Origin of the sequence: Halorubrum sp. Atlit-8R, from assembly GCF_003666025.1 — an archaeon.
GTDB lineage: Archaea > Halobacteriota > Halobacteria > Halobacteriales > Haloferacaceae > Halorubrum > Halorubrum salinarum.
Genome location: NZ_QPLV01000001.1, coordinates 1148856 through 1173186, shown reverse-complemented (window position 1 = coordinate 1173186; position 24331 = coordinate 1148856). Strand labels below are relative to the sequence as shown.

Annotated in this window: 24 protein-coding genes; 10 read left to right on the top strand and 14 right to left on the bottom strand. The window is 71.5% G+C overall.

The genetic code is table 11. The annotated features are described in order from the left end of the window. Positions 1–238 precede the first annotated feature (238 nt). The 5 genes from DVK05_RS05745 to DVK05_RS05725 all read right to left on the bottom strand — a co-directional run bounded on the left by DVK05_RS05745 (position 239) and on the right by DVK05_RS05725 (position 5273). Positions 239–1594, bottom strand: a complete 1356-nt coding sequence (locus DVK05_RS05745) for a glutamate-5-semialdehyde dehydrogenase (protein ID WP_199712285.1) — start codon at positions 1592–1594, stop codon at positions 239–241. Continuing rightward, positions 1587–2462 carry a glutamate 5-kinase gene (gene proB / locus DVK05_RS05740; protein WP_121562415.1) on the bottom strand — a complete coding sequence of 292 codons (876 nt, stop codon included), beginning with the start codon at positions 2460–2462 and terminating at the stop codon, positions 1587–1589. Before proB ends, DVK05_RS05745 begins: the two co-directional genes overlap by 8 nt. Continuing rightward, positions 2455–3231, bottom strand: coding sequence for a pyrroline-5-carboxylate reductase (proC, locus tag DVK05_RS05735; protein ID WP_121562414.1), 777 nt, complete (start codon positions 3229–3231; stop codon positions 2455–2457). Before proC ends, proB begins: the two co-directional genes overlap by 8 nt. A gap of 88 nt (positions 3232–3319) precedes the next feature. Next, a complete protein-coding gene (locus DVK05_RS05730; RefSeq protein WP_121562413.1) occupies positions 3320–4348 on the bottom strand; it encodes a glycosyltransferase family 4 protein in 1029 nt (342 codons plus the stop codon). 58 nt (positions 4349–4406) lie between these two features. Beyond that, a complete protein-coding gene (locus DVK05_RS05725) occupies positions 4407–5273 on the bottom strand; it encodes a hypothetical protein (protein ID WP_121562412.1) in 867 nt (288 codons plus the stop codon). Between the two features lie 147 nt (positions 5274–5420). Here DVK05_RS05725 and DVK05_RS05720 point away from each other — a divergent pair, with 147 nt between their 5' ends. Together DVK05_RS05720 and DVK05_RS05715 are read left to right on the top strand one after the other, a co-directional pair. After that, positions 5421–6434 carry a lysylphosphatidylglycerol synthase transmembrane domain-containing protein gene (locus tag DVK05_RS05720; protein WP_121562411.1) on the top strand — a complete coding sequence of 338 codons (1014 nt, stop codon included), beginning with the start codon at positions 5421–5423 and terminating at the stop codon, positions 6432–6434. 183 nt (positions 6435–6617) lie between these two features. Next, positions 6618–7337 carry an HU family DNA-binding protein gene (locus tag DVK05_RS05715; RefSeq protein WP_121562410.1) on the top strand — a complete coding sequence of 240 codons (720 nt, stop codon included), beginning with the start codon at positions 6618–6620 and terminating at the stop codon, positions 7335–7337. Positions 7338–7393: 56 nt separating this feature from the next. Here the strand turns inward: DVK05_RS05715 and DVK05_RS05710 are convergent, their stop codons facing one another. Both DVK05_RS05710 and DVK05_RS05705 read right to left on the bottom strand, forming a co-directional pair. Next, positions 7394–9130, bottom strand: coding sequence for a DUF2070 family protein (locus DVK05_RS05710; RefSeq protein ID WP_121562409.1), 1737 nt, complete (start codon positions 9128–9130; stop codon positions 7394–7396). Beyond that, positions 9131–10195, bottom strand: coding sequence for a glycosyltransferase (locus DVK05_RS05705; protein ID WP_121562408.1), 1065 nt, complete (start codon positions 10193–10195; stop codon positions 9131–9133). Between the two features lie 272 nt (positions 10196–10467). On the opposite strand from DVK05_RS05705, the gene DVK05_RS05700 reads away from it, so the two are divergent. Together DVK05_RS05700 and moaC are read left to right on the top strand one after the other, a co-directional pair. Continuing rightward, complete coding sequence (locus DVK05_RS05700; RefSeq protein ID WP_121562407.1) at positions 10468–11925, top strand: NAD(P)H-hydrate dehydratase; 1458 nt, start codon at positions 10468–10470, stop codon at positions 11923–11925. Further along, the gene (gene moaC / locus DVK05_RS05695; RefSeq protein WP_121562406.1) at positions 11918–12460 is read left to right on the top strand and encodes a cyclic pyranopterin monophosphate synthase MoaC; all 543 of its coding nucleotides are present in this window, start codon (positions 11918–11920) and stop codon (positions 12458–12460) included. Before DVK05_RS05700 ends, moaC begins: the two co-directional genes overlap by 8 nt. A gap of 51 nt (positions 12461–12511) precedes the next feature. Here moaC and DVK05_RS05690 read toward each other — a convergent pair whose 3' ends face one another. Then, positions 12512–14254, bottom strand: coding sequence for a formate--tetrahydrofolate ligase (locus tag DVK05_RS05690; RefSeq protein WP_121562405.1), 1743 nt, complete (start codon positions 14252–14254; stop codon positions 12512–12514). A 55-nt stretch (positions 14255–14309) separates the two neighbouring features. After that, positions 14310–15494, bottom strand: coding sequence for a glycine cleavage system aminomethyltransferase GcvT (locus tag DVK05_RS05685; protein ID WP_121562404.1), 1185 nt, complete (start codon positions 15492–15494; stop codon positions 14310–14312). A 133-nt stretch (positions 15495–15627) separates the two neighbouring features. Between DVK05_RS05685 and DVK05_RS05680 the strand changes: the two genes are divergently transcribed. Beyond that, complete coding sequence (locus DVK05_RS05680) at positions 15628–16290, top strand: S26 family signal peptidase (RefSeq protein ID WP_121562403.1); 663 nt, start codon at positions 15628–15630, stop codon at positions 16288–16290. 25 nt (positions 16291–16315) lie between these two features. On the opposite strand, the gene DVK05_RS05675 is transcribed toward DVK05_RS05680, so the two are convergent. Next, positions 16316–16867: an NYN domain-containing protein gene (locus DVK05_RS05675; RefSeq protein WP_121562402.1), complete on the bottom strand. Its 552-nt coding sequence runs from the start codon at positions 16865–16867 to the stop codon at positions 16316–16318. Between the two features lie 268 nt (positions 16868–17135). Here DVK05_RS05675 and DVK05_RS05670 point away from each other — a divergent pair, with 268 nt between their 5' ends. From DVK05_RS05670 to DVK05_RS05660, 3 genes are all read left to right on the top strand, one after another. Continuing rightward, positions 17136–17387 carry a hypothetical protein gene (locus DVK05_RS05670; protein WP_053771262.1) on the top strand — a complete coding sequence of 84 codons (252 nt, stop codon included), beginning with the start codon at positions 17136–17138 and terminating at the stop codon, positions 17385–17387. A gap of 174 nt (positions 17388–17561) precedes the next feature. Next, positions 17562–18740: an inorganic phosphate transporter gene (locus DVK05_RS05665; protein ID WP_121562401.1), complete on the top strand. Its 1179-nt coding sequence runs from the start codon at positions 17562–17564 to the stop codon at positions 18738–18740. Positions 18741–18791: 51 nt separating this feature from the next. Further along, positions 18792–19220 (top strand): universal stress protein, encoded by a 429-nt coding sequence (locus DVK05_RS05660; protein WP_121562400.1) that lies wholly within the window; start codon positions 18792–18794, stop codon positions 19218–19220. Positions 19221–19256: 36 nt separating this feature from the next. Here the strand turns inward: DVK05_RS05660 and ilvD are convergent, their stop codons facing one another. Both ilvD and DVK05_RS05650 read right to left on the bottom strand, forming a co-directional pair. Further along, the gene (gene ilvD, locus DVK05_RS05655; protein WP_121562399.1) at positions 19257–21044 is read right to left on the bottom strand and encodes a dihydroxy-acid dehydratase; all 1788 of its coding nucleotides are present in this window, start codon (positions 21042–21044) and stop codon (positions 19257–19259) included. Positions 21045–21153: 109 nt separating this feature from the next. Then, positions 21154–21546, bottom strand: a complete 393-nt coding sequence (locus tag DVK05_RS05650) for a VOC family protein (RefSeq protein WP_121562398.1) — start codon at positions 21544–21546, stop codon at positions 21154–21156. Between the two features lie 170 nt (positions 21547–21716). On the opposite strand from DVK05_RS05650, the gene DVK05_RS05645 reads away from it, so the two are divergent. Beyond that, a complete protein-coding gene (locus DVK05_RS05645; protein WP_121562397.1) occupies positions 21717–22079 on the top strand; it encodes an SHOCT domain-containing protein in 363 nt (120 codons plus the stop codon). 32 nt (positions 22080–22111) lie between these two features. On the opposite strand, the gene purQ is transcribed toward DVK05_RS05645, so the two are convergent. Both purQ and purS read right to left on the bottom strand, forming a co-directional pair. Then, positions 22112–22789, bottom strand: coding sequence for a phosphoribosylformylglycinamidine synthase I (gene purQ / locus DVK05_RS05640; RefSeq protein WP_121562464.1), 678 nt, complete (start codon positions 22787–22789; stop codon positions 22112–22114). 88 nt (positions 22790–22877) lie between these two features. Continuing rightward, positions 22878–23129 (bottom strand): phosphoribosylformylglycinamidine synthase subunit PurS, encoded by a 252-nt coding sequence (gene purS / locus DVK05_RS05635; RefSeq protein ID WP_121562396.1) that lies wholly within the window; start codon positions 23127–23129, stop codon positions 22878–22880. A gap of 180 nt (positions 23130–23309) precedes the next feature. Between purS and DVK05_RS05630 the strand changes: the two genes are divergently transcribed. Then, positions 23310–24287 carry a formyltransferase family protein gene (locus DVK05_RS05630; RefSeq protein ID WP_121562395.1) on the top strand — a complete coding sequence of 326 codons (978 nt, stop codon included), beginning with the start codon at positions 23310–23312 and terminating at the stop codon, positions 24285–24287. The last annotated feature ends 44 nt before the right edge of the window (positions 24288–24331 follow it).

The following is a 24331-nucleotide window of genomic DNA, read 5'->3' as shown; positions in this document are numbered from 1 at the left end:
CTGAAAAATAGAATATCAACAGAGTCAGCGGGCTTATTCACCAGTGAGCAGGAGTACGCAAGAGCACTCTGTTTGGTGAGTGGTCGGCGTCGAACCTGTGCATTATTCCCTATCTTCGCAACACGTCTGCGCGCCTCGCGAGAGCGAGTTCGGTCCGCGAAACCCGAAAAAATAGAAGCGAGACGCCGTCTACCGGAGGAGAGTCGAAACGAGAAAGCGAGTCAGCGCGACCCGCGAGTCACTCCGTCGACAGGCGACCGGGGGTCCACTCGGCGCCGTCGAGTTCGCGGTGCGTGAACGGGACCGCGTCCTCGCCGCTGTAGCTCGCGACGAGATGGCCGTCGCCTTCGAGGTAGTACTTGTACGTCGTGAGACCCTCCAGGCCGACCGGGCCGCGGGCGTGGATCTTCCCCGTGGAGATGCCGACCTCCGCGCCGAGCCCGTAGCGGTAGCCGTCCGCGAACCGGGTCGAGGCGTTGTGGAAGACGCTCGCCGCGTCGACGCCGGTCATGAACGTCTCGGCCGTCTCGGCGTCCTCGGTCAGGATCGACTCCGTGTGTTTCGAGCCGTGGTCGTTGACGTGGTCGATCGCGTCGTAGGCGTCGCCGACGACCTTGATCGACAGTTCGAGGTCGCCGTACTCGGTGTCCCAGTCGTCAGTGGTCGCGGGCGCGACGTCGACGACCTCGCGCGTGCGCTCGTCGCCGCGCAGCTCCACGCCGGCGTCCTCGTAGCGCGCGACGAGGTCCGGGAGGAACGCGTCGGCGACGGCCTCGTGGACGAGCAACGTCTCCACCGCGTTACAGACGGCGGGGTACTGGACCTTCGCGTCGAAGGCCACGTCGGCGGCCATCTCCAGGTCGGCGTCAGCGTCGACGTACACGTGACAGATCCCTTCGGTGTGACCGAGCACGGGGATCTGGGTGTTCTCCTGGATGTACGAGACGAACTCCGAGGAGCCGCGCGGCATCACGAGGTCGACGCAGTCGTCGAGTTCGAGGAGGCGGTCGACCTCCTCGTGGGCCTCGACGTGGGCCGCCCACCCTTCGGGGAGGTCAGGGGTGGCCTCGACGATCGTCTCGTGGAGGATTCGGTTCGACTCGCTGGCCTCGCTGCCGCCCTTGAGGACGACGGCGTTCCCGGACTTTAACGCGAGCGCGGCGATCTGAACCAGGGCGTCGGGCCGCGACTCGAACACCGTCGCGACGACCCCGATCGGCACCGCGACCCGGTACAGTTCGAGGTCCTCGGCGAGCTCGCGCGCCGCGAGCGTCTCGCCGAGGGGGTCGTCCTGTTCGGCGACCGACTCGACCATCGAGGCGATCTCCTCGACCTTCGTCGCGTCGAGCTTCAGGCGGTCGACCAGCGCCTGCGTGTACTCGCCGTCCGCGAGCATCGCCTCGGCGGCCTCCACGTCGACCGCGTTCGCCTCGAGTATCTCCGATTCGCGCTCGCGGATCGCGTCGGCTATCGACCGGAGCGCCTCGTCGCGGGTCGCCTCGTCGGCGTTCGCGAGCCGCAGCGCGGCGCGCTCGGCCCGCCGGGCCAGTTCGTCGGTGTCCGCTTCCACGTCGGTGGTGTGGCTCTCACTCATCGTCGTCACCCGTCTCCGGCACGAATAGCGTGCCCGTCGGCTTACCCGCTGCGATCCGCGCTAACACGTCCCGCTCCGCCGACCCGGCGATGATCGCGGGGATGCCGTTCCGGCTCACGTCGTGGGCCCCCTCCACCTTCGTGCGGATGCCGCCGAAGTCGGTCTCCGTGCCGTCGCCGACGATGTCGCGCAGCCGCTCGTAGCCGTCGTCGACCGCCTCGATCAGCTCCGCGTCACCGTCGCGCTTCGGGTTCCCCGTGTAGACGCCGTCCACGTCGGTGAGCGTCACGAGGAGGTCGGCGTCGAGCCCGATCGCGATCGACGCCGACAGCATGTCGTTGTCGCCGATCCGGAGCTCGTCGGTCGCGACCGCGTCGTTCTCGTTGACGACGGGGACGACGCCCCACGACAGCAGCGTCTCGACGGTGTTGGTGAAGTTGTCGAACCGCTCCGGGGCGTCGAGGTCGGTCCCGGTCACGAGGATCTGCGCCACGTCCTGGTCGAACCGCTCGAAGCTCTGCGTGTAGTGACGCATCAACAGGCCCTGGCCCACGGTCGAGAGCGCCTGGCTCTCCGCGATGGACTCGACGCCGTCCCGCGACTCGGGCCCCCTGTCGAGCCGCCCCGTCCCGGCGCCGACCGCCCCGGAGGAGACCAGCACGACCTCGGTGCCGCGCTCGCGGAGGTCCATCACGTCCGCGACCAGCTTGTCCAGCTTCACCCGGTCCAGACGCGAGTCGTCGTCGGTCAGGGAGTTCGTCCCCGCCTTGACGATCACGCGATCGGCCGCGGCGGCCTCCCGCCGCGCGGCCGCCACGCGCTCGCCGTCGGTCGCGCCGACCCGCTCCACGCTCGCGTCCTCAGCCATCGTCGAACGCCTCGGCGAGCTCTCGGGACCGGCGCTCGGCGGCCGCGACCGCGTCCTCGACCGCCGCGTCGGCCTCGCTGTCCCACAGCACCTCCATGCCCTCTATCGTCGTCCCGTTCGGCGAGCAGACCGCGTCGATGAGCTCGTCGACGCTGCGGTCGTCGCGCAGCACCGTCTCGGCCGCGCCCTTGAACGTCTGAGCGGCCAGCGTCTCCGCCTGCTCGGGGTCGAGCCCGCTGTCGATCCCGCCCTGCTTCATCGCGTCGATCAGGTAGAACGCGAACGCGGGGCCGCTGCCGTTGACCGCCGTCGAGACGTGCATCAGCGACTCGTCGACCTCGACGAACTCGCCGACCGCGTCGAGCATGGCGCGGACCTCGTCGGTGAGGCCCTCGTGCGTCGCGGCCGCGGCCATGTTCCCCGTCTCCGCCGCGAGGTTGGGCATGATCCGGACGACGGAGGCGTCGGTGCGCGCGGCGACGAACTCGCGGGGGAGCCCCGCCGCCAGCGTCACCAGCTGCTGGTCCCCGCGGAGGTCGAGGTCGTCGAGGACCGCGGGCGCCACGTCCGGCTTCACCGCGAGGACGACGATGTCGGCGTCGCGCGCCGCGTCCACGTCCTCGGTCGTCTCGTCGACGGCGTCCTCGATCGCGGCGAGCGCCTCGGGATCGAGGTCGATCGCCGTCAGGTGGTACCCCTCAACGCGGGCGAGCCCCCTGAGCAGGGCGCCCCCCATGTTCCCGCAGCCGATAACGCTGACTCGAGTCATTTGGCCCTACGGAATCGTCGGGCGGACATACCAACTGCGGTTTTCGCAATTTTCCGGGAACGGTCGATCCCGTTCCTCTCGCGGCCGCTTACACCAGATCCGCGTACAGCGATCGGTAGCGGTCGGCGATCGCGTCAAGCGAGAAGGCCTCGCTCCGCTCGGCGGCCCGCGCGCCGAGTTCCGCCCGGCGGTCGGCGTCGCGGAGCGCGTCGATGGCCTCGACGAACCCCTCGACGTTGTCCCCGCGAGCGTCGGCGTCGGCCGCGGCGTGTGCCCCGTCGCCCGCGTCGCCGACCTTCAGACACTCCTCGCCGTCGTCCAGCCACGAGAACGTCTCGATGTCGCGCACGACGAGCGGCTTGCCGGCGGCCATCGCCTCCAGCAGCGCGATCCCCTCGTTCTCCTCGTGGGTCGGGAAACAGAACACGTCGCCCGCGGCGTACGCGCCGCGGATGTCGTCGACGAACCCCGTGAACGTACAGTTCCTGGGCGCCTCGTCGACGAGCCGCTTCGTCTCGCGGCCCTTCAGCGACCGGTCGATGGGGCCGAACCAGACGAAGTCGACGTCCGGCATCCGGTGGGCCGTCTCGACGAACGTCTCCAGCCCCTTCCGCTTGATCACGTGGCCGACCATGAACACCGTCGGCGGGTCCAGATCGTAGCGGTCGCGGTACTCGGCCTCAAGCGACTCGAACCCGTCGAGCTTCCCGCGGTCGACGCCGTTGGAGACGACGGTCGTCGGCGCGTCGGTGTACCCCTCGATCACCGATCGGTTGTACTCGGAGGGGCAGATCAGCCGGTCGGCGAGCCCGTACGCGCGGCGGAGGTACGGCCTCAGTGGCCGCGCGAGCGCGTTCGTGAACCGGAAGCTGTCGCCGAAGTCCTCCGCGGTGACGTGGGTGTGCGCGACGACGGGGACGCCCGCCTTCCGGGCGCGGCGCGCGTACCAGACCGAGCGCGGCCCCATCAGGTTGAGGTGGAGCACGTCGGCGTCGAGCGTCGGCTCCGTCGTGTAGTCGATGCCGACCCGGTCGAACATCTTGCGCTGGTGGTCGACCGAGGCCGCCATGCCGCCGGTGACGTGCTCCGCGAACTCGAAGTAGTGGCTGACCTTCATCGGCGGATCGGCGGGCGCGGGCGCGCGGCGGTCGCGTCTCGGATCCTGCCGCGGTCGCTCACTCGACTTCCAGCCACGGGACCTCCATCAGCGCGGGGATGTACGTCTCGATGTGGTGCTCCCAGACGCCCTCCTCGCCGAACGCCTCGCCGTGGTCGGCGGTGACGACCACGTCGCCGTCGAGCTCGTCGACGAGCTCCGAGACGCTCTCTAAGGCGATCCGCAGGTTCTCCTCGTACATCGACAGCGCGGTCACGCGCGTGCCGTCCTTCACGAGGTCCTTCGGGTCGAGTTCGAGCCACAGCCCCGCCTTCTGGGCGAACTCGCTGTCGTCGAGCCGGCTCTCGATCTTCGGCCGGACGGAGTCGCTGAGCGAGGAGAGCAGCCCGCCGTCGTCCTCGCTTCCGCCGTTTTCCTCCGCTTCTCCCTGCTCTCGGATCCCCTTCTGGATCTGCTTGAGCTTCTGCCCCTTCCCGCGCGAGAGGTAGGGCGCGTGCGGCTGCATGTAGTGGAGCACGGTGCGGTCGGCGCGCTCGACGGCGTCCTGGTTGCGGTGGAGCGCGTCCGCGAGCCCCTCCGGCGGGACGGTGCCGAGGTCGTCGTCCCAGTCGGTCTTCCACACGTCGTGGATGTCGCTGATGTGCTCGGAGGCGGTCCACTCGTAGTCGCAGCTGGCGCCCCACTTCAGCTCGTTCAGCGGGATCCCCAGGTCGTTGATGAAGGGGTTCCCGGAGAAGTACGCGATGTCGTGGTCGTCGGTGAACGTGCGGTAGGCCCACTCTGGCGTCGACGAGCCGACGCTGCGCCGCTTCTCGAGCGTGCCGTCGAGGTACTCGTCGTACACGTCCGCGAACACGTCGTACCGGCACGCGTCGAGCACCAGACAGTAATCCCACTCCGACTCGAGGAACCGCTGATCTTCCATTAGGTGGGCCGTCGGCCCGCCGGTACGTATGTATTCTCATTCACGCCCCCGGACCGGCGGTCCGCGAGCGGAGCCGAGGCCCGGAGGCGCCGCGCGCCGGCGGGCGCGAAGCAGACGTTTCAAGTTCGCTACCGCCCCACCCAGTCTATGGACGGCCCACAACGGCGCGCGCTCATCCTCGGTGCGGGCGGCGCCGTCCTCCTCCTCGCGGTGCTTTTCGTCGTCGTCGGCGTCGACCGCATCGTCGACGCGCTCGCGGCCGCCGACCCGGGCCTCGTCGCCGTGACGCTCGGCCTCGGGCTCTGCTGGCTCGCGGCCTGGAGCCTCATGCTCCGCGCCGTGCTGGGCGCCCTCGACGTCGAGATGTCCGTCCGGACCGCGTTCCTCGTGTACAGCGGCGCCGCCTTCGCGAACAACGTCACCCCGTTCGGCCAGGCGGGCGGCGAGCCGGTCGCCGCGGCGCTCATCTCGAAGGTGGGCGAGGCGCGGTACGAGACGGGGCTCGTCGGCATCGCGAGCGTCGACGTGCTCAACGTCGTCCCCTCCGTCTCGCTCGTCTTCCTCGGCGTCGGGTCGTACGCGGCCACGACGGCGGTCGGCGACCGCGTCGGGTTCGCCGTCGCGAGCGCGGTCGCGCTGATCGCCGCCATCGTCTCGGCCATCGCGTTCGTCTGGCGCTACCGCGTCGCGGTCGTCGACCGCGTCCCGGGCACCGTCGGCCCGTTCCTCGGACGCTTCGACCGCTTCGACGCCGAGACGATAGAGGCCGGCCTCGCCGACCGGCTCGGCAACTTCTTCGCCGACATCGAACGCGTCGGCACCGACCGGCCGCGCCTCCTCGGGATCGTCGCGCTCTCGCTGCTCGGTTGGCTCTTCCAGGCCGCCGCGCTCACCGCCGCGTTCGCCGCGGTCGGCCACCCGATCTCGCCGGTGATCCCGGTCTTCGTCGTCCCGCTGTCGTACGTCGCGGGCGCGACACCGCTCCCCGGCGGGCTGGGCGGCATCGAGGCCGCGCTCGTCGGCCTGCTCGTCCCGACGACCGGCGTCGCCGCCTCCGCGATCACCGCCGCCGTCCTCGTCTTCCGCGGCGCCGTCTACTGGGTGCCGATGGTCATCGGCGGCGCCTCCGCGTCCGCGCTTGGCGTGAAGGCGTTCGAGTAGCGCGCGGCGTCAGGACCGCTCACCTCGCCTCCGCAGCGCCGAGCGCGTACGCCGCGCTCCCGAGCGTATCGCCGCCGCTGACTTTCGCTCGCGGGGACGCGGAGACGGTCGTCCACGAGGCCGCGGGTACGATCCGGCCGATCCCTCAGATAGCATTATCTCCTGAAAGGGCGTATAAGTGGCATGAACGGGAGGAAAGCAACGGAAAACGGCATCGCTCGGCGCACCGTCCTGCGGCGCGGGGCGCTCGTCTCGGCCGCGCTCGGACTCGGCGTCGCGGCGGGCGGCGGCGGAGCGGCGGCGTCGAAGCGACCAGAGTTGGTCGAAGCGATCGCGGTCGAGAGCGGCCTCTCGCCGCGGGACGCGGCCCGCGGGCTCGACGCGGTCACCGGCGCGGTCACCGCCGCGTTACGGCGGGGAGAGAGCGCCCGGGTCGAGGACTTCGGGCGGTTCAGTATCTCGAAGCGCAGCGCCCGGACCGGGCGAAACCCGCGGTCGGACCGAGGCGGCGACGATTCGCCGGTGACGTTCGACCCGTGTCCGGCGTTCGCGGCCGCGCTCGACCTCAACCCCGGCCGCGGCGACGTGGCAAGCGCCAAGTGTCGCGACGCCGACGTACGGATCGACGCGGAGTCCGTCGCGAGCGACACCGGGCGCAGCTCCGACCAGGGGCTCGCGGCGCGCGAGGCGGCGCGGCTGCTGGACGCGCTCGTCACCGTGACGGCTAACGGCCTTCAGGGCGGGGGAACGGTCGTGGTGAGCGAGGCGTTCGGCTCGTTCAGCATCTCGAAGCGGAGCGCCAGGACGGGGCGGAACCCGCAGACCGGCAAGCGGACCGAGAGCGCGGCGAAGAACGAGGTCAAGTTCAAGGCCGGCGCCGAGCTCTCCGGGCAGGTGAACTGAGAGCGAGCGCCGCGCCGGCGCGGCGAGTCGCGCCGACCCCCGCGAAGCCGCGCCGCTCAGAAGAACAGCCACAGCACGAGCAGCGCGTACAGGATCACCAGCGAGATGAGCGTGAGGCGGATGAGGATGTTGACGCTGAACACGAGCCCGTTGTAGTCGTTCTTCAGGAGCTTCACCGGCTCGGTCCGGTTGCTCTCGAACCCGACCGTCGCGGGCGCGACGTCGTCGACGGCGCGGTCGACCGCGCCCTCGATGGCGTCGATGTCGGACTCGCGCATGTTCGCCAGCTCGTGGATCGACGCGTGGGTGTCCGTCGAGAAGGGGATCACCGCGTCGAACTCCGCGCGGTACTCGTCGGCGGTCGCCCGCACGTCGGGGGTGAGCCCGTTGGTGTCGACGCCGATCCAGAGGACCTCCTGGCCGTCGACGCGCTCGACCATCGCCAGCGCGTCCTGGCCGGTCCGCGTCACGGAGAACCCGGCGGCGTAGTCCTCGACGAGGTCGGCGTCAGCGAGCCGGTCGCGGAAGTCGTCGAACGCGCGCTTCAGGCGGTCGGCCGTCGCGGAGCCGTACTGGATCTCCACGTCGGGGCCGTTCTGGATGTCGTGTCGGTGCTGGTCGATCAACAGCACCTCGTCGTGGTCGACGTCGCGCATGAACACGCCCGTGTCGTAGTCGTCGATCCCCTCGCCGTGGAGGACGATCACCTCCTTGTCCCCGATCCGGCGGCCGTGGAACCGCACGTCCGCGTAGCCGTCCCGCTCCCCGTACGACTCGGTCACGAGCCGCGAGACGCGCTCGGTCCGGTCCGGGTCCGCGACCGCGTCGAGGATCCGCTCCGCGTCCGCGGGGTTCGAGAGGTCCTCCTTGTGCGTACACGGGACGTGGAAGAAGAAGCCGGCCGCGTCCTCGGCCGCGGCGCCGCCGTCGGTCGCGGCCGGGGCCGCGGCGCGTTCCGTCCCGTCGACCCCGCGGCCCTCGTTCAGCGCCTCGATCAGGTTCCCGCTCAGCTGGCCGCCGCCGAACCCGCCGAGCGGGCCGGGGTGGACCCACGGGGCCGCCACCGTGAGCCGGCTCCCGTTGTCGACGGCGAACGTCTCGACGGCCGGACGGGCCTCGACCCCCAGGTCGAGCGACTCGCGGTCGTTCCGGAGGAGGCCGGAGGTGAGCGCGAACGCGGAGACGTCGGTGTTGCTCTTGATCAGGTAGTCGACGACGACGAGGACCAACACGAGGAAGCCCGCGGCGATGAGCAGCGAGGCGAACGCGAACACGTGCCGGTACGTCGAGAAGCCGAGCTCGCTCCCGCCCAGCGCGTAGAAGGCGGCGATGAGCGCCGCCGGCTCGGCGAGCGAGACGAGCAGGATCCGGTCGGAGCGGTCGATGCCCGTCGAGACGACGAGCACCAGGATGTTGATCAGGTACAGCGTGATGAAGCTGAGCCAGATGATGCTCCAGGCGTTCCCGACGTTGTCCGCCCCGGAGAGCACCAGCGCGTAGACGAACAGGACGAACTGCGAGGTGAGCGCGAGGAAGTAGCTCCACGACCGCGGGTAGCCGTCGAGCACGCGGGGGAACAGCTCGGCCGCGACCACGAACGGGATCAGGAAGATGAGGGCGGCGACGGGGACGATCCGAGACGGGTCCGGCGCGAACGGCGTGAAGAGCCAGATGCCGCCGAACGTGCCCACCCCGTAGACGGCGCTGAGCACGACGAGCGCGGCCGCCTGGATCCGGAGGGGCGGCACCGAGAAGACGAACCGCTGGAAGGCGTCGACGTTGTCCGCCCCCATCTACGCCGTCACCCCGTATATCGATTCGAGCTCGTCGACGGTCTGTTCCACGGAGAACCGCTCGACCGCGCCGCGGGTGTCCCGGTCGCCGTCGAGGCAGTCGCGGACCGCGCGCTCCATGTCGTCGCGGTCGCCGAACGCGAAGCGCGCCCCGTTCTCGGGGCCGATCGTCTCGTCGAACGGCGCCACGTCCGCGGCGGCGACCGGCGTGCCGCAGGCGTTCGCCTCCAGCGTCGAGAGCCCGAGGGTGTCGCAGGTCGACGCCGTGACGAACACGTCGAGGGCGGCGTAGAAGTCGGGGAGCTCCTCGCGCGGCAGGAAGTCGTAGAACCGGACGTTCCCCGGCGCGTCTGCCTCCAGGTCCGCGCGGACCGGGCCCTCGCCGACGAGTTCGAACCGCACCTCGGGCAGCCGGTCCGCGAGCCGGAGGATCTCGTCGACGTTCTTCTTGCGGGTCATCCGGCCGCTGTACCCGACGATCGGCGCGTCGGCGGCCGTCGGCCCGCCGTCGGTCGCCGTCGCGGTCACGCGGGCGTTCTCGCGCGGCCGGAACCGGTCCATCTCGATCCCGACCGGGAGCCGGTACGGCTCCACGTCCCGTCGGATCCGCGAGGTGGAGGCCGTGACGCAGTCGAACGCGTTGAGGAAGCGGTTCTCGTAGGCGACGTACGCCCGCCCGACGAGCGAGGCGAGCCGCTCCGACTTGAGCCCCTGGACGAAGTAGTCCTCGATGGGGGTGTGGTGCGTGTACACGGAGGTCGCGCCGTACCGCTTCGCGTACCGGAGGCCCATCAGCCCGGTCGACGCCGGGCCGTGGCAGTGGACCACGTCGAGGTCGGGGAGCGACGACAGCCGGCGGAACGTGGGGAGGCGGTACTGACGGTAGAAGGGGTTCGGCAGCGACGGCACCGGAATCTCGTGGTCGTCCGGCTCGTGGCTGCTCTCCGGATACACCACGTAGACGTCGTGTCCCCGGGATTCGAGCCGGTCGCGCCACGACTGGATGGTGTAGGTGACGCCGTCGATACCGGGGAAGTAGCTGTCGGTGAAGAAGCCGATGTTCATGGTCGCGTCTGACGGTTGGGGGGTTGCCGGCGGCCGGAACCGCCGCGGAGGGGCCGACCGGCGGGGGACGCGCCGGTCGGGGCGGGGCTCGGCTCGTCGTCCGCGCCGACGGCTACTGCGAGTACCACGGTCATTCGCCGACTTCACTACCTGACCGCTTCAACATTTTCATTTCCCGAGCCGACCGATCGGACCGGCGACGCGGGCGAACCCCCCGGGCCCGCCCAGCAGGACCCCGCCCGCTTAATCCCCGGGCGTCCGAACCGCCGACCATGATACCGACCGATCGCATGGCGGCCGTCGACGCCAACGCGGCGGCGCTCGGCGTGCCGCGCAAGCAGCTGATGGAGTCGTCCGGCAACGCGGTCGCCCGCGAGGTGCGGGCCGTCGCGGACCCGGGCGCGACCGTCGCGCTCGTCTGCGGCCGCGGGAACAACGGCGGCGACGCCCTCGTCGCGGCGCGGTTCCTGAAGGGGTACGCCGTCCGGGTCCACCTGCTCGGCCGCCCCGAGACGATCCGGACCGACATCGCGCGGGAGAACTGGGCGGCGCTCGAAAAGGCGGAGATTCCCCGCGAGACCGTCACCGACTCGCGCGACCTCGACCTCGGCGCGCCCGACGGCGGTGACCCCGACGTGATCGTCGACGCGATGCTCGGGTCCGGGATCTCCGGCGGGCTCCGCGAACCGGAGCGGACCGCGGCCGCCGCGATCAACGCGAGCGACGCGACGGTGATCGCGGTCGACGTGCCCTCCGGGATCGACGCCGACACGGGCGACCCGACGGGAGGCCCGGACGCGGTCGCCGTCGACGCCGACCGCGTGGTGACGTTCCACGACGAGAAGCCCGGGCTGGCCGCGCTCGACGCCGCGGTCGCGGTCGCCGACATCGGGATCCCGGCCGCCGCGGAGCGGTACACGGGCCCGGGGGACCTCCTCGGCCTCGACCGCGACCCCGACTCGCACAAGGGCGACAACGGCGAGGTGCTGGTGGTCGGCGGCGGGCCGTACACCGGCGCGCCGACGCTGGCCGCGCTCGCCGCCCTCCGCGCGGGCGCGGACCTCGTCCGGGTGGCGTGTCCGGAATCGGTCGCCGACGCGGTCCAGGGCTTCTCGCCGAACCTCATCGTCCGGCCGCTCCCCGGCGACCGGGTCGGCTCGTCGCACGCGGCCCGGGTCGCGTCGCTCGCGGCCGAGAACGACGTCGTCGTCCTCGGCCCCGGACTGGGAGACGGCGACGGGACGCGCGAGTTCGTCCGCGAGTTCCTGACGGCCTACGAGGGGCGGGCGGTCGTCGACGCCGACGCGCTCCGGGTCGTCCCCGAGGTCGACACGGACGCCGACCTGGTCTGTACCCCGCATCAGGGCGAACTGGTCGACATGGGCGGCGAGACGGCGGCCGACCCCGACGAGCGAGCCGAACTGGTCCGGGAGTTCGCCGCCGACCTCGGCCACGTCCTGCTCGTGAAGGGCGCGGTCGACGTGATAGCCGACGCCGACGACGCGCGGCTGAACCGCACCGGCAACCCGGGCATGACCGTCGGCGGGACCGGCGACGTGCTGGCGGGGACGGTCGGCGCGCTCGCGGCCGTCGCGGACCCGTTCCGAGCGGCCGCGGTCGGCGCGTACGTCGTCGGCCGCGCGGGCGACGCCGCGGCCGACGCGAACGGCGCCGGCTTGGTGGCGACGGACTTACCCGACCGGCTGCCGGAGGCGATGCGTAATGAGTGACGACGGACCCGGCGACGGCGCGGCGGACGACGGAACGAGCGCGGACCCCGCCGGCGCGGACGCGCTGACCCACACCGACGACGCGGGCGACGTCCAGATGGTCGACGTGGGCGCGAAGCCCGACAGCAGCCGACGCGCGGTCGCGCGCGGCGAGATCCGGCTGACCCCGGAGACGATCCACGCGATCGAGGCCGACGCGGTCGAGAAGGGCGACGTGCTCGCGACCGCGCGGATCGGCACCGTCCAGGCCGTGAAACACACCTGGGAGACGATCCCGATGTGCCACCAGATCCCGATCACGAACGTCGACACCGAGTTCGCGGTGGGCGACGACCGGATCGAACTCACCGTCGCGGTCGAGACCACCGGGAAGACGGGCTGCGAGATGGAGGCGTTAGAGGGCGTCACGACCGGTCTGAACACCGTCTGGGACATGGTGAAGGCGGCCGAGAAGGACGCCGACGGCGGATATCCCGACACGCGGATCTCGGACGTCGAGGTCGTCGAGAAGCGGAAGGAGCAGGTCAACGAGTGAGTCGCGGGCGGGTGGCGAGTGGGCGGCGTCGGACAGGATCCCGGCCGTCGGTCAGAACAGCCCGCTCACGTCGCCGTCGGCGTCCACGTCGATGTCCTCGGCGGCCGGCTCCGCGGGCAGCCCCGGCATCGTCATCACGTCGGCGGTCTTCGCGACGACGAAGCCGGCCCCCGCCGAGGTGGTCACCTCGCGGACGGTGAGCGTCCACCCCTCGGGCACGCCGGTCCGGGTGGGGTCGTCGGACAGCGAGTACGGGGTCTTCGAGAGGCAGACCGGGAGGTCGGCGTACCCCCAGCGCTCGACGCGCTCGACGTCGTCGGCCGCGCCGTCGACGTATTCGACGCCCGCGGCGCCGTACACCTCGCGCGCGACCGTCGCTATCTTCTCGCGGATCGGCGCGTCGGCGTCGTACAGGGGTTCGAACGACCCCGTCCCGGCGCGGTCGCGCACGAGTTCGGCCAGGTCGGTCGCGCCCGCGCCGCCGTCGCGGTGGGCCGTCGAGCGCGCGGCCGGGATCCCGCGCTCTTCGAGCCCGGCCTCCAGCGCGGCGAGTTCGGCCTCGGTGTCGTCCGCGAACACGTTGATCGCGGCGACCGTCGGGACCCCGAACGACTCGGCGATCGAGACGTGCTTCGCGACGTTGGCGACGCCGGCCCGGACCGCCTCGGGGGCGGGCTCCGCGAGGGCCTCGAAGTCGGTCGGCCACATCTCCAGCCCGTGGCGCTTCGCGCCGCGGACGGTGGCGACCACGACGGCTACGTCGGGGACCACGCCCTGGCGCGCGACGATGTTCCCGAACTTCTCCGCGCCGAGGTCCGCGCCGAACCCGGCCTCCGTGACGAGGTAGTCGGCGAGCGCGGCGCCGACCCGGTCAGCGACGAGGGTGTTCGTCCCGTGCGCGATGTTCGCGAAGGGCCCGCCGTGGACGAACGCCGGGACGCCCTCGACCGTCTGGACGAGGTTCGGCCGGAAGGCGTCCCGGAGCAGCGCGGCCGCGGCGCCGGTCACCCCGAGGTCGTCCGGCGTGACGGGCTCGCCGTCGGCGTCGGCCGCGAGCACGATCCGACCGATCCGCGCCTTCAGGTCCTCCAGGTCGGTCGCGAGCCCGAGGACGGCCGTCAGCTCCGAGGCGGCGGTGATCACGAACCCCTCTTCCCGGGGGACCCCGCTCGCGGTCCCGCCGAGGCCGACGACCGTCTCGCGGAGCGCGCGGTCGTTGACGTCGAGCGCGCGCGGCCAGTCGACCCGTCGCGCGTCTATCTCCGCGTCGTTGCCCTGGTGGAGGTGGTTGTCGAGCGCGGCCGCGAGGAGGTTGTGCGCCGCGGTCAGCGCGTGGATGTCGCCGGTGAAGTGGAGGTTGATCGCCTCCATCGGGAGCACCTGCGACCGGCCCCCGCCGGCCGCGCCGCCCTTGACCCCGAAGACCGGGCCGAGCGACGGCTCCCGGACCGCGACCGCGGCCCGCTCGCCCAGCGCGGCGAGCCCCTGCCCGAGCCCCACGGTGGTGACGGTCTTCCCCTCGCCCTTCGGCGTCGGCGACATGCCCGTCACGAGGACGGTCGTCCCGGCTGACTCCGCCGCGGCCCCGGAAGCGTCCGCTCCGTCGCCGACGGCGTCGCGGACCGCCGCGTGCGTGAGCTTCGCGACGCCGTCGCCGCGCCGCTCGACGTCGTCGGCGGAGAGCCCGAGGTCGGCCGCGACCTCCTCGATCGGCCGGGGATCGGTCGCTCGCGCGACGGCGAGGTCCGACTCCGGTACCCCAGTCGCGTCGCTCGCGGGATCGGTGGGCGCCATACCGGCGCTTCTCGGGCCGCTCGTATGAGCGTTGCTCGGGGCTTGGTGACAACTATCAGCGGTCGAGGAACGGCGGGACCACGACCTCGGCGCGCTTCTCGTCGCCGCGCACGACGACGCTCACCTCGGTGCCGGCGTCGGCGTACGACTCGTGGAGGTAGCCCAGGCCGATGGGCTCGTCGAGCGTCGGGCTCATCGTCCCGGAAGTGAGCTTCCCGACGCGGGTGAGGTCGCCGTCCGTGACGGCGTAGCCGTTCCGGGGGACGCCGCGCTCGCGGAGGCGGACGCCGACGAACTTCTCGTCGACGCCCTCCTCCTGTTGGGCCTCCAAGGCGTCGCGCCCGACGAACTCCGTGTCGAGCTTGACGACGAAGCCGATCCCGGCCTCGTACGGCGTCCGGGGCTCGCTCTCCGGGTCGAAGTCCTGTCCGGACAGCAGGTAGCCCATCTCGGTGCGGAGCGTGTCGCGGGCGCCGAGCCCGCACGGCTGCGCCTCCAGCGGCGCGTCGGCGAACGCCGCCCAGACGGACTCGGCGGCGTCGGCCGGACACATCACCTCGAAGCCGTCCTCGCCGGTGTAGCCGGTGCGCGCGACCCAGCTCTCCGTGCCGGCCACCGCCGCGGCCGCCGCCTCGAACTTCGAGAGGCCGACGACCCGGTCCCCCGGGGTCGCCTCGTCGAGCGCGTCGGCCGCGTCGGGGCCCTGGACTGCGAGCATCGCCCAGTCGTCGGTGGCGTTCGCGACGGTCGCGTCGAGGCCCCACTCGTCGCGGTGCGCGGTCCAGCGGTCGTACATCTGCCCGTCGTGGCCGGCGTTCGGCACGAAGAGGTACGCGGGGTCGCCGCTCGGGGCGTCGAGGTCGCCGTCGTGGGTCGCGTCGAGGTCCGCGAGCGACGCGGCCCCCTCGCCGGCGGCGGTCCCGTCGGGGAGCCGGTAGACGACCGTGTCGTCGAGCATCACGCCCTTGTCGTCCGTGATCGCGGCGTACTGCGAGTCGCCGGGGTCGAGCGCGCGCACGTCGTTCGTCGTGAGTCGGTTCAGCAGCTCCGTCGCGTCCGGGCCGGACACCTCGATCTCGCCCATGTGCGACACGTCGAAGACGCCGACCGACTCGCGGACCGCGGCGTGTTCGGTCCGGATCGAGTCGAACTCGACGGGCATCTGCCAGCCGCCGAAGTCGGTGAACTTGGCGCCGCGCTCGTCGTGGGCGTCGTGGAGCGGAGGGAGGCGATCGGTCATACCCGCACCTCTCCGGGACGAACCTAAGGCTTTGTGACATCGGCGGTCCGCGTCGGCGGCGCCCCCCGCCGCGGTCGCGCCCGTCGTCGACTCGGCCGACAGCCTCAAGCGGTCGCCGGCCCCTCACTCCGGCGTGAGCAGCCGTCGCCCCGACCGGCCCGGTCCGCTCGCCCCCGCGGTCGCCGTGGTCGTCGCCGCGGTCCTCCTGATCGCGCTCGTCGGGACCTGGCCGCCGTTCGTCGCGGTCGAGAGCGGCAGCATGGCGCCCGGGGTCGAGCGCGGTGACCTCGTCGTCGTGACGGCGGCCGACCGGGCGCCGTGGGGCGACCTCTCGACCGCCGCCGACCCGAACGCGCCGGCGCGGCTCGGCGGGACGGGCGACGTCGTCGTCTACACCGTCCCGGGGGCGGACGGGAGACCGGTGTTCCACCGGTTGGCGTTCGCGGTCGACGCCGGCGAGGACTGGACGGAGCGGGCCGACCCGGCGCTCCTCGCCGCTGACTGCGCGGAGCTGGCCACGTGCCCGGCGCCGTACGACGGGTACGTCACCTACGGCGACGCGAACGAGCTGTACGACCAGAGCGCGGGCATCGCGCCCGTCGTCCCTGACGAGTGGATCGCCGGGAAGGCGTTGTTCGCGGTGCCGAACCTCGGCTGGATACGGGTGGGCGTCGACGCGGCGGCCGCGCGGTACGGCGGCGTCGCGACCGGCGTCGTCCTCGTCGGCGCCGCGGGGCTCGCGGGGGGAATCGGGACGCTGTTGCTCGGACGGATCCAGTGGAAACGGCGGCGGTGAGTCGGGCGTCGATCAGTCCCGGGCGCTACCGATGCCAGGTCGGTTCGCTTCCCGTATCGTCCGCGGCCTCGGTCGCGTCGACCTCGTCGCCGTCGAGGGTCACCGATCCGTTCGCGGCGTTGCGGAGGGCGTCCGACCGGCCGAACTCCCCGGGCGCGATGGCGAGCGTGCGGATCCCGTAGCCGTTCGCGGTCTCGACGACCGGCTTGAAGTCCGTGTCGCGGGAGGCGATCGCGAGCGTCTCCATCCGGCCCTCGGCCGCGAACCGCGCGGCGTCGACCGCGAGCTTCACGTCCACGTCGCCGCTCGTGACGATGACCTCGAAGCCGCGCGCCTCCGCGGCCTGTATCAGGCCCGGCGTCGCGTGCTCGTCGAGGTACAGCCGGGTCGTCACCAGCGGGCCCTCCGCCTCGCCCGCCCGCCGCACGTCGTCTAAGTCCACGTCGAACTCCTCGCGCAGCACGTTCGGGCCGTCGACGAACAGCGCCACGCCGCCGGCGTCCGGATCCGTCTCGGCGTCCGCGCTCGCGACGCCCTCGGCGGTCGTCTCGGCTTTCGGCCCCTCGCCTCGGTCCATGGCCGGCTTTCGCCGTCGGCGGAGATAGGTATGGTGATCCGCGCGCTCGCGGTCCGCCCCCCGTCAGTCGCCGGTCGTCCCCCGCGACGGTCCGTCGTCGCCCGAGTCGCTCGTGATCAAGTGATCGGAAAGATCGTCCGCGAATTATCGACACCCTTCGGCGAACGCCGTCGAAATTCAAGACCTTATATCGATATTACGACTTCCCTCACGTCCGTAGTGAATATACGGAGGTTTGAAGTAAGGTGTCCAGCAATAATGGTGTAAGATGTCACAATCGAACGCGTACACCGTCATTTCCGCACAGAACGATCACGAATGTACCACGGTACGTGCCCATCCCCGCAACGAGACGTTCCACATCGTCGACTACGCCGACGAGGACGCCCGCGAACGGGTCGCGGACCTCCCGGTCGGGTCTGTCGTGCGGATGGAGCTGTCCCGCGCGGGTCGCCGGAGCAACGTCTGGTGCGCCGAGTCGGTCACGACGGCCCGGACCGACGGGGGAGAGCGCCGGTAAGCGACGCCGAACCTCCGCGCTCCGTCACCGGCCGGGAGCGCGCCGGTCGACTCCGCAGTCCGGTTCCCGCGGGTCCGCTTCGTCCCTCTCTTTCGCGGTTCGTCGTCCGTCTCGCAGCCGTCCGCTTTCCCGATGACGACAGGTATTTGCCACCGATGCCGGTAGGGGCAGGAGATGGTCGAGACGCTGCTCGCTGTCGGTATCGTCGCCTCGGTGTTCGTCGGCTTCAACATCGGCGGCTCCTCGACCGGCATCGCGTGGGGGCCGCCGGTGGGCGCCGGCATCCTGAAGAAGACGACCGCGGCCGCGCTGATGACGGTGTTCGTGTTCCTCGGCGGGTGGACGGTGGGACGGAACGTGATGGACACGCTCAGCGGCGGGATCATCACGACCGAACTCTCGCTGTCGGCCGGCGTCGCCGTCCTGTTTTTCATCGGGCTCGGGATCCTCATCGCGAACGTCTTCGGCGTCCCGGTGCCGACCTCGATGACGACCGTGGGCGCCATCGCCGGGCTCGGGCTGGCGACTGACACGCTCAACTACGCCACGATCACCCGGATCGTCTCCTGGTGGATCGTGACGCCGATCATCGGCTTCTGGATCGGCGTCGTCATCGGTCGGTACGTCTACCCGGCCGTGAACCGGCGCGTCCGCGTCGAGAAGTCGCCCGGCCCGCTGCTCAGACTCGACCGCGACGGAGCCGTGCCGACGGTCGCGCTCGGACCCAACACGACGTACTCGGAGCTGATCAGCACGGTCGTCGTCCTGGTCATCGGCTGTTACATGGCGTTCAGCGCCGGTGCGAGCAACGTCCCGAACGCCGCCGCGCCGCTCGTCAGCGGCGTCGGCGGCCTCCCCGACGACACCGCGATCCTGCTCGCGACGCTCGCGATCGGGCTCGGCGGGTTCACGATCGCCCGCCGCACGATGGAGTCGGTCGGCGGCGAGCTCAGCGACATCCCGCTCCTCGCCGCGCTGTTCGTGATGACCACGGCCTCGACGATCACGACGGTCCTCTCGTGGATCGGCATCCCGATCAGCCTCGTCATGGGCACGGTGATGACGATCGTCGGCATCGGCTGGGGGCGGGCGACGCGCCCGGTCACGGTCCGGCAGGCGGTCACGCGCAACACCGGCGACAACGAGATCGTCACCGGCGCGATCACCGTGAGGGACACCGAGGGGCGGCAGTCGTCGCCGATCGGGGAGGCGGAGCCGGCGGCGGTGTTGAACGCGGGCGACCTGTTCAACCCCCGAGCGGTCCTGAAGTACGTCTCGATGTGGATCATCGGTCCGTCGGTGTCGACCGCGCTGGCGTACGGGTTCTTCGTCCTCCTGCCGGGAGTCGCCTGACGGCGCCGGGGTGACGGGAGCAGTTAGGAGGGCGCGCGGCGTAGATCGGGTATGATAGACCGCATCCTCGTGCCGATGGACGACTCGGACCACGCCGAGCGGGCCCTCGAATACGCCTTGGAGAACTTCCCGGACGCGGACGTCACCGTGGTTCACGTCGTCGGCGCGCCGTCGATGATGATGGGCGAGGCCGCGTCGCTCGCGCTCGCGGACGACTTCGAGGCGGCGGCCGCGGAGCGCGCGGAAGGCGTCTTCGAGCGCGCCCGCGCACTGGCGACCGACCGCGGCCGCGAGGTCGACACGGTCGTCGGCGTCGGCCACCCGGCGCGGAACATCATCGACCGCGCGGAGGGGTACGACACGGTCGTGATCGGGGCCCACGGCGCGGACCGCGGGCGCGCGACGCGCCGGTTCCTCGTCGGTAACGTCGCCGAAACCGTCTCGAAGCGCGCTCCGGTGTCCGTGGTGCTCGTCCGCTGACGGACGGCCCGGCGCGGTCGGTGGGCAGCGGCGCGCTCAGTCCCGCGTGAGCCGCGGGTTCGTCACCGCGCCGTCCGCGGCGGAGGCGAAGTCCCGGCCGTACTTCGCGAGGATGCCGCCCTCGTATGGCGGCTCGGGCGCCTCCCACTCCTCGCGGCGCGCCTCCAGCTCCTCGTCGGAGAGGTCGACGGTGAGGTCCCGCTCGGGGATGTCGACGGTGATGTGGTCGCCGTCCTCGATCAGACCGATCGGGCCGCCGACGGCGGCCTCGGGCGCGACGTGGCCGATCATCGGGCCGCGGGTGCCGCCCGAGAAGCGGCCGTCGGTGAGCAGCGCCACGTCGTCCTCGTGGCCCGCGCCGACGACCGCGGCGGTGACGCCGAGCATCTCGCGCATCCCGGGGCCGCCGCGGGGGCCCTCGTTGCGGATGACGATCACGTCGCCGGACTCGATCTCCCCGGACTGGACGTACTCCATCGCGTCCTCCTCGTTCTCGAACACGCGGGCCGGCCCCTCGTGGTAGAACTCGTCGTCGCCGGTCACCTTCAGCACCGAGCCGTCCGGCGCGAGGTTGCCGTCGAGGATCTTGATCGCGCCCTCCTCCTCCTTCGGGTCGTCGACGGGGTAGAGGAAGTCGGCCTCGATGTCCGACTCGTCCGGGAGCTCGCCGCGCTCCTCCAGCGCCGCGATCTCCTCGGCGAGCGTGTTGCCCGTCACCGTCATGGCGTCGCCGTGGAGCAGGTCCGCCTCCAGCAGGCGTCGGAGCACGACCGGCACGCCGCCGATCTCGTGGAGGTCGTTCATCACACGGCTCCCGCCGGGCTGGAGGTTCGCGATCTTCGGGGTGCGCCGCGATATCTCGTCGAAGTCCTCGATCGAGAGGTCGACGTCGGCCTCGCCCGCCAAGGCGAGCAGGTGGAGGACGGCGTTCGTCGAGCCGCCCATCGCGGTCTGGGCCGCGATCGCGTTCTCGAACGACTCCCGCGAGAGGATGTCGGAGGGGCGGCGGTCGTTCTCGATACAGTCCATCGCCAGCTCGCCGGCGCGCTCGGCGACCGCGTAGCGCGCCTCGTCCTCGGCGGGCGGCGAGGCCGACCCGAGCGGCGCCAGCCCGAGCGCCTCCGAGAGCGACGCCATCGTGTTCGCGGTGAACATCCCGCCGCACGAGCCCGCGCCGGGGCAGGCGTGGCGTTCCAGATCGTCGAGCTCGTCGGCGTCCATGTCGCCCTGCGCGTACGTGCCGACGCCCTCGAACACCTGGACGATCGTCACGTCGCGGCCGTCGTGCTGGCCGGGCATGATCGAGCCGCCGTAGAGGAAGACGCTCGGGAGGTCCGTCCGGATCGCGGCCATCATCATCCCGGGGAGGTTCTTGTCGCAGCCCGCGACGGTCACGAGCGCGTCCATGCGCTCGCCGAAGGAGACCAGCTCGACGGAGTCGGCGATGACCTCACGCGATATCAGGCTCGCCTTCATCCCTTCCGTCCCCATCGAGATGGCGTCGGAGATGGTGATCGTCCCGAACTCGATCGGCATGCCGCCCGCGGCGTCGATGCCGTCGAGCGCGGCGTCGGCAACGTCGTCGAGGTGGACGTTACACGGCGTGATGTCGGCCGCGGGGTTCGGCACGCCGACGATGGGCGACGAGAGGTCCTCGTCGTCGAAGCCCATCGCGCGGAACATCGCGCGGTGCGGCGCCTTGTCCGGCCCCTCGGTCACCTCGCGGCTCCGCAGGTCCCCGTCCTTCTTCCCGGCGAATCGGTCCGCGTCCTCCCGGCGACGACGCCGCTCGTCGTCGTCGGACCTCGGCTGCTGTTCGCTCATACGCGACCCTGTCGCTCGGGGGTCTTAAACGACCGCGTCGGGGCGAGGGTTGCTCGACGTGGCGAACGGGTTCGGAACCGGGCGGTCCCGGCCCTCGTCCGCTCGCGGCTCACACCCGCGCTTTCAGTTCCACCCGGTAGCCGAACGGGTCCCTGACGTACACCGCGCCCGCCTCGCCGGTCGCGCCGAGCGGCGAGTCGAGCGTCTTCTCGACCTCGACGCCCGCGTCCGCCAGCTCGGCCTCGATCTCCTCGGCCGACTCCTCCACGACGACCGCGACGTGGTCGTAGTTCGTCTTCGTCGGCGCCTCGAACTCCTCGGTGGGCCAGAGGTGGATCACGGCGGTCGCCGAGAGCCGCACGTCGAAGAACGGCTTCTCGTCGGCCGCGTACAGCGCGTCCTCGATGCCGAACCCGAGCGTCTCGCCGTAGAACTCGCGCGCCTCCTCGGCGCCGTCTTCGGGAATCCGAAGGTTGACGTGGTCGATGTGTCGAGCGTTCACACCTTTGGTTCAGCGGCCGGTCGCAAAAGTCGTGCGGGGGGACGGTCTACCCGCCGACCCTCGGCAGGCGACTCAGCGACGGTTGGGGGAGCGACCGCGGGGGCGGACCGCGGTCCCGCGACCCGCGAACGTTCGAGGGCTATTTATTCATAGAAATGTGATAATCACACATGATTGCTCTCGACACCGTCGCACCACAGATGGGCGGCATGGCCGGTTCGGGGATGGCGGGCGGAATGGGCGGCGCGATGGTCCTGTTCCCGCTCCTCGCGCTGCTCGCTGTCGCGACGCTGCTCACCGCGGGCGTCGTCGGATTCGGGGCTCTCGCGCGCGACGCCGACGGATCGGCGGCGAGCGAGCCCGACGAAACGCCCGTCGAACGCCTCCAGCGACGGTACGCGGAGGGAGAACTCACGGAAGCGGAGTTCGAGCGGGCGCTGGAGCGCGAACTGGAGCGGGAGAAAACCGGTGGAACCGGGTCGAGCCCGACCCGTGAGACCCAAGCGGGCGGGGAGGCGTCGCGGGCGCGGTAAGTCGTGGGGAGAAAGTCGGTCGTCGGGGCCGGTCAGGCGAACGCGCGCAGGATTCCGGCGCCGTCGGTGCTGCGGCCGAGGTCCGGGAGCGTGGCGCGCTCGGGGTGGGGCATCAGCACGGCGACCGTCTCGCGCTCGCCGAGGACGCCGGCGACGTTGTCGGTCGAGCCGTTCGGATTGGCGGCGTCCGTGACATTCCCGTCGGCGTCGCAGTAGCGGAAGAGGACGCGGTCGTCGGCGACGAGGTCGCCGTGGGCCGCCTCGCTTATCTCGAAGCGCCCCTCGCCGTGCGCGATGGGGACCTCGATGACCTGTCCCTCGTCGTAGGCGGCGGTCCAGGGGGTATCGGCGCGCTCGACGCGCAGGTGGACCGGCTCGCACTGGAACCGCGCGGAGGCGTTCGTGGTGAAGGCGCCGGGCGTCAGCCCCGACTCCGAGCCGATCTGCGCGCCGTTACAGATGCCGATCACGGGGACGCCGTCGTCGGCGGCGTCGCGGACCTCGTTCATGATCGGGTCGCGGGCGGCCATCGCGCCGGCGCGGAGGTAATCGCCGTAGGAGAACCCGCCGGGGAGGACGATCCCGTCGGGGTCGGCGGGGAGGCCGTCGTCGTACCAGACGCGCTCGGCGTCGACGCCGAGGTGGTCGAGCGCGCGGACGGCGTCGCGGTCGCAGTTCGAGCCGCCGAACTGGACGACGGCGACCGTCACGCCGCCCACCCCGCGTGGGCGGCCGCGACGCTCGCATCGCCGGCGGTCGCGCCGGTGACGGTCGGCGTCACCCCGGAGACGGTGACCGTCATCGCTCCGCGACCGCCACGTCGTAGTCGTGGATCGTGGGGTTCGCGAGCAGCCGCTCGGCCATCTCGCCGGCGCGGTCGGCCGCCTCGTCGGCGTCGGCGGCGTCGAGGTCGACCTCGAAGCGGTCCGCCGAGCGGAGGTCGGACAGCTCGAACCCGAGCCGTTCGAGGGCCTGCTGGGTCGTCTCGGCCTCCGGGTCGAGGACGCCCCGCTTCAGCCGGACCGTCACCGTCGCCGTGTACGCGGTCATACCCGTTGGTGCGGAGTCGTGTGTAAAAACCGTTTTGGAACGACGTTTATACGCATATTCGTGGATATATTGCGGTCGTTCGTGCGGGAGGCAGGGACGGCACCGAGCGAAAGGGGCAAACCCCTCCGGCTGTTGGGGAGGGTGTATGCAGCCGCTCGAACCCGCGGAGGTGATCGTCGCATGACCCGCGAACTGACCGAAATCACGGTCGTCGGAGGAGACAAGACCGGACTCATCGCGCGGGTCACCTCCCTGCTGTTCGAGCGCGGAATCAACATCGAGGACCTCGACCAGGCGGTCCGCGAGGGCGTCTTCCGGATGACGACCCGCGTCGACACCTCGGAGATGGAGACCTCGCGCGGCGAGCTCCGCCGCGCGCTCGCCGAGCTCGGCCGCGAGCTCGACGTCGACATCCAGGTCCGGTTCCCGAGCGACCGCGACGCGCGGCGCGTCGCGCTGCTCGTCACGAAGGAGACCCACGCGCCCGAGGCGCTGTTGGAGGCGGAGGCGCGCGGCGAGCTGGCCGAGGACAGCGAGGCCGAGATCCCGGTCGTCATCGGCAACCGCGGCGACCTCCGGTCGCTCGCGGAGCGCTACGACAAGCCGTTCTACGACGTGGGCGACGGCAACGGCAACACCGACGAGGAGCGCCTGCTCGACCTGCTGGCCGAGTACGACGTGGACCTCATCGCCTTGGCGCGGTACATGCGCATCCTCTCGCCCGAGGTCGTCTTCCGGTACGAGGGGCGGATCGTCAACGTCCATCCCTCGCTGCTGCCGGCGTTCCCCGGCGCGGAGGCGTACCGGCAGGCCAAGGACGCCGGCGTCCGGGTCGCGGGCGTCACCGCCCACTACGTCACGACCGACCTCGACCAGGGGCCGGTCATCGCCCAGCGCGCCTTCGACGTGCCCCCGGGCGCCGACGTCGACGAGATCAAGCGCCGGGGGCAGCCCCTCGAGGCCGAGGTCCTGCTCGACGCGGTCCGGCTCCACCTCGCGGACGCCATCGCGGTCCACCGCGGGACCGTCCACGTGCGCGAAGACGTGGACGTCGACGCGCAGCTCGGCCTCTCGGAGGCCGCCGTGGACGCGAACCCGGACGAGCCCGTCGACGGCGAGCCGCTCGGGCGGACCCGCCCGTCGCCGTCGGACGACTGACGGAGCGGTAGGGGGCCGCACGCGCCGGCCGAACCCGGACTCCG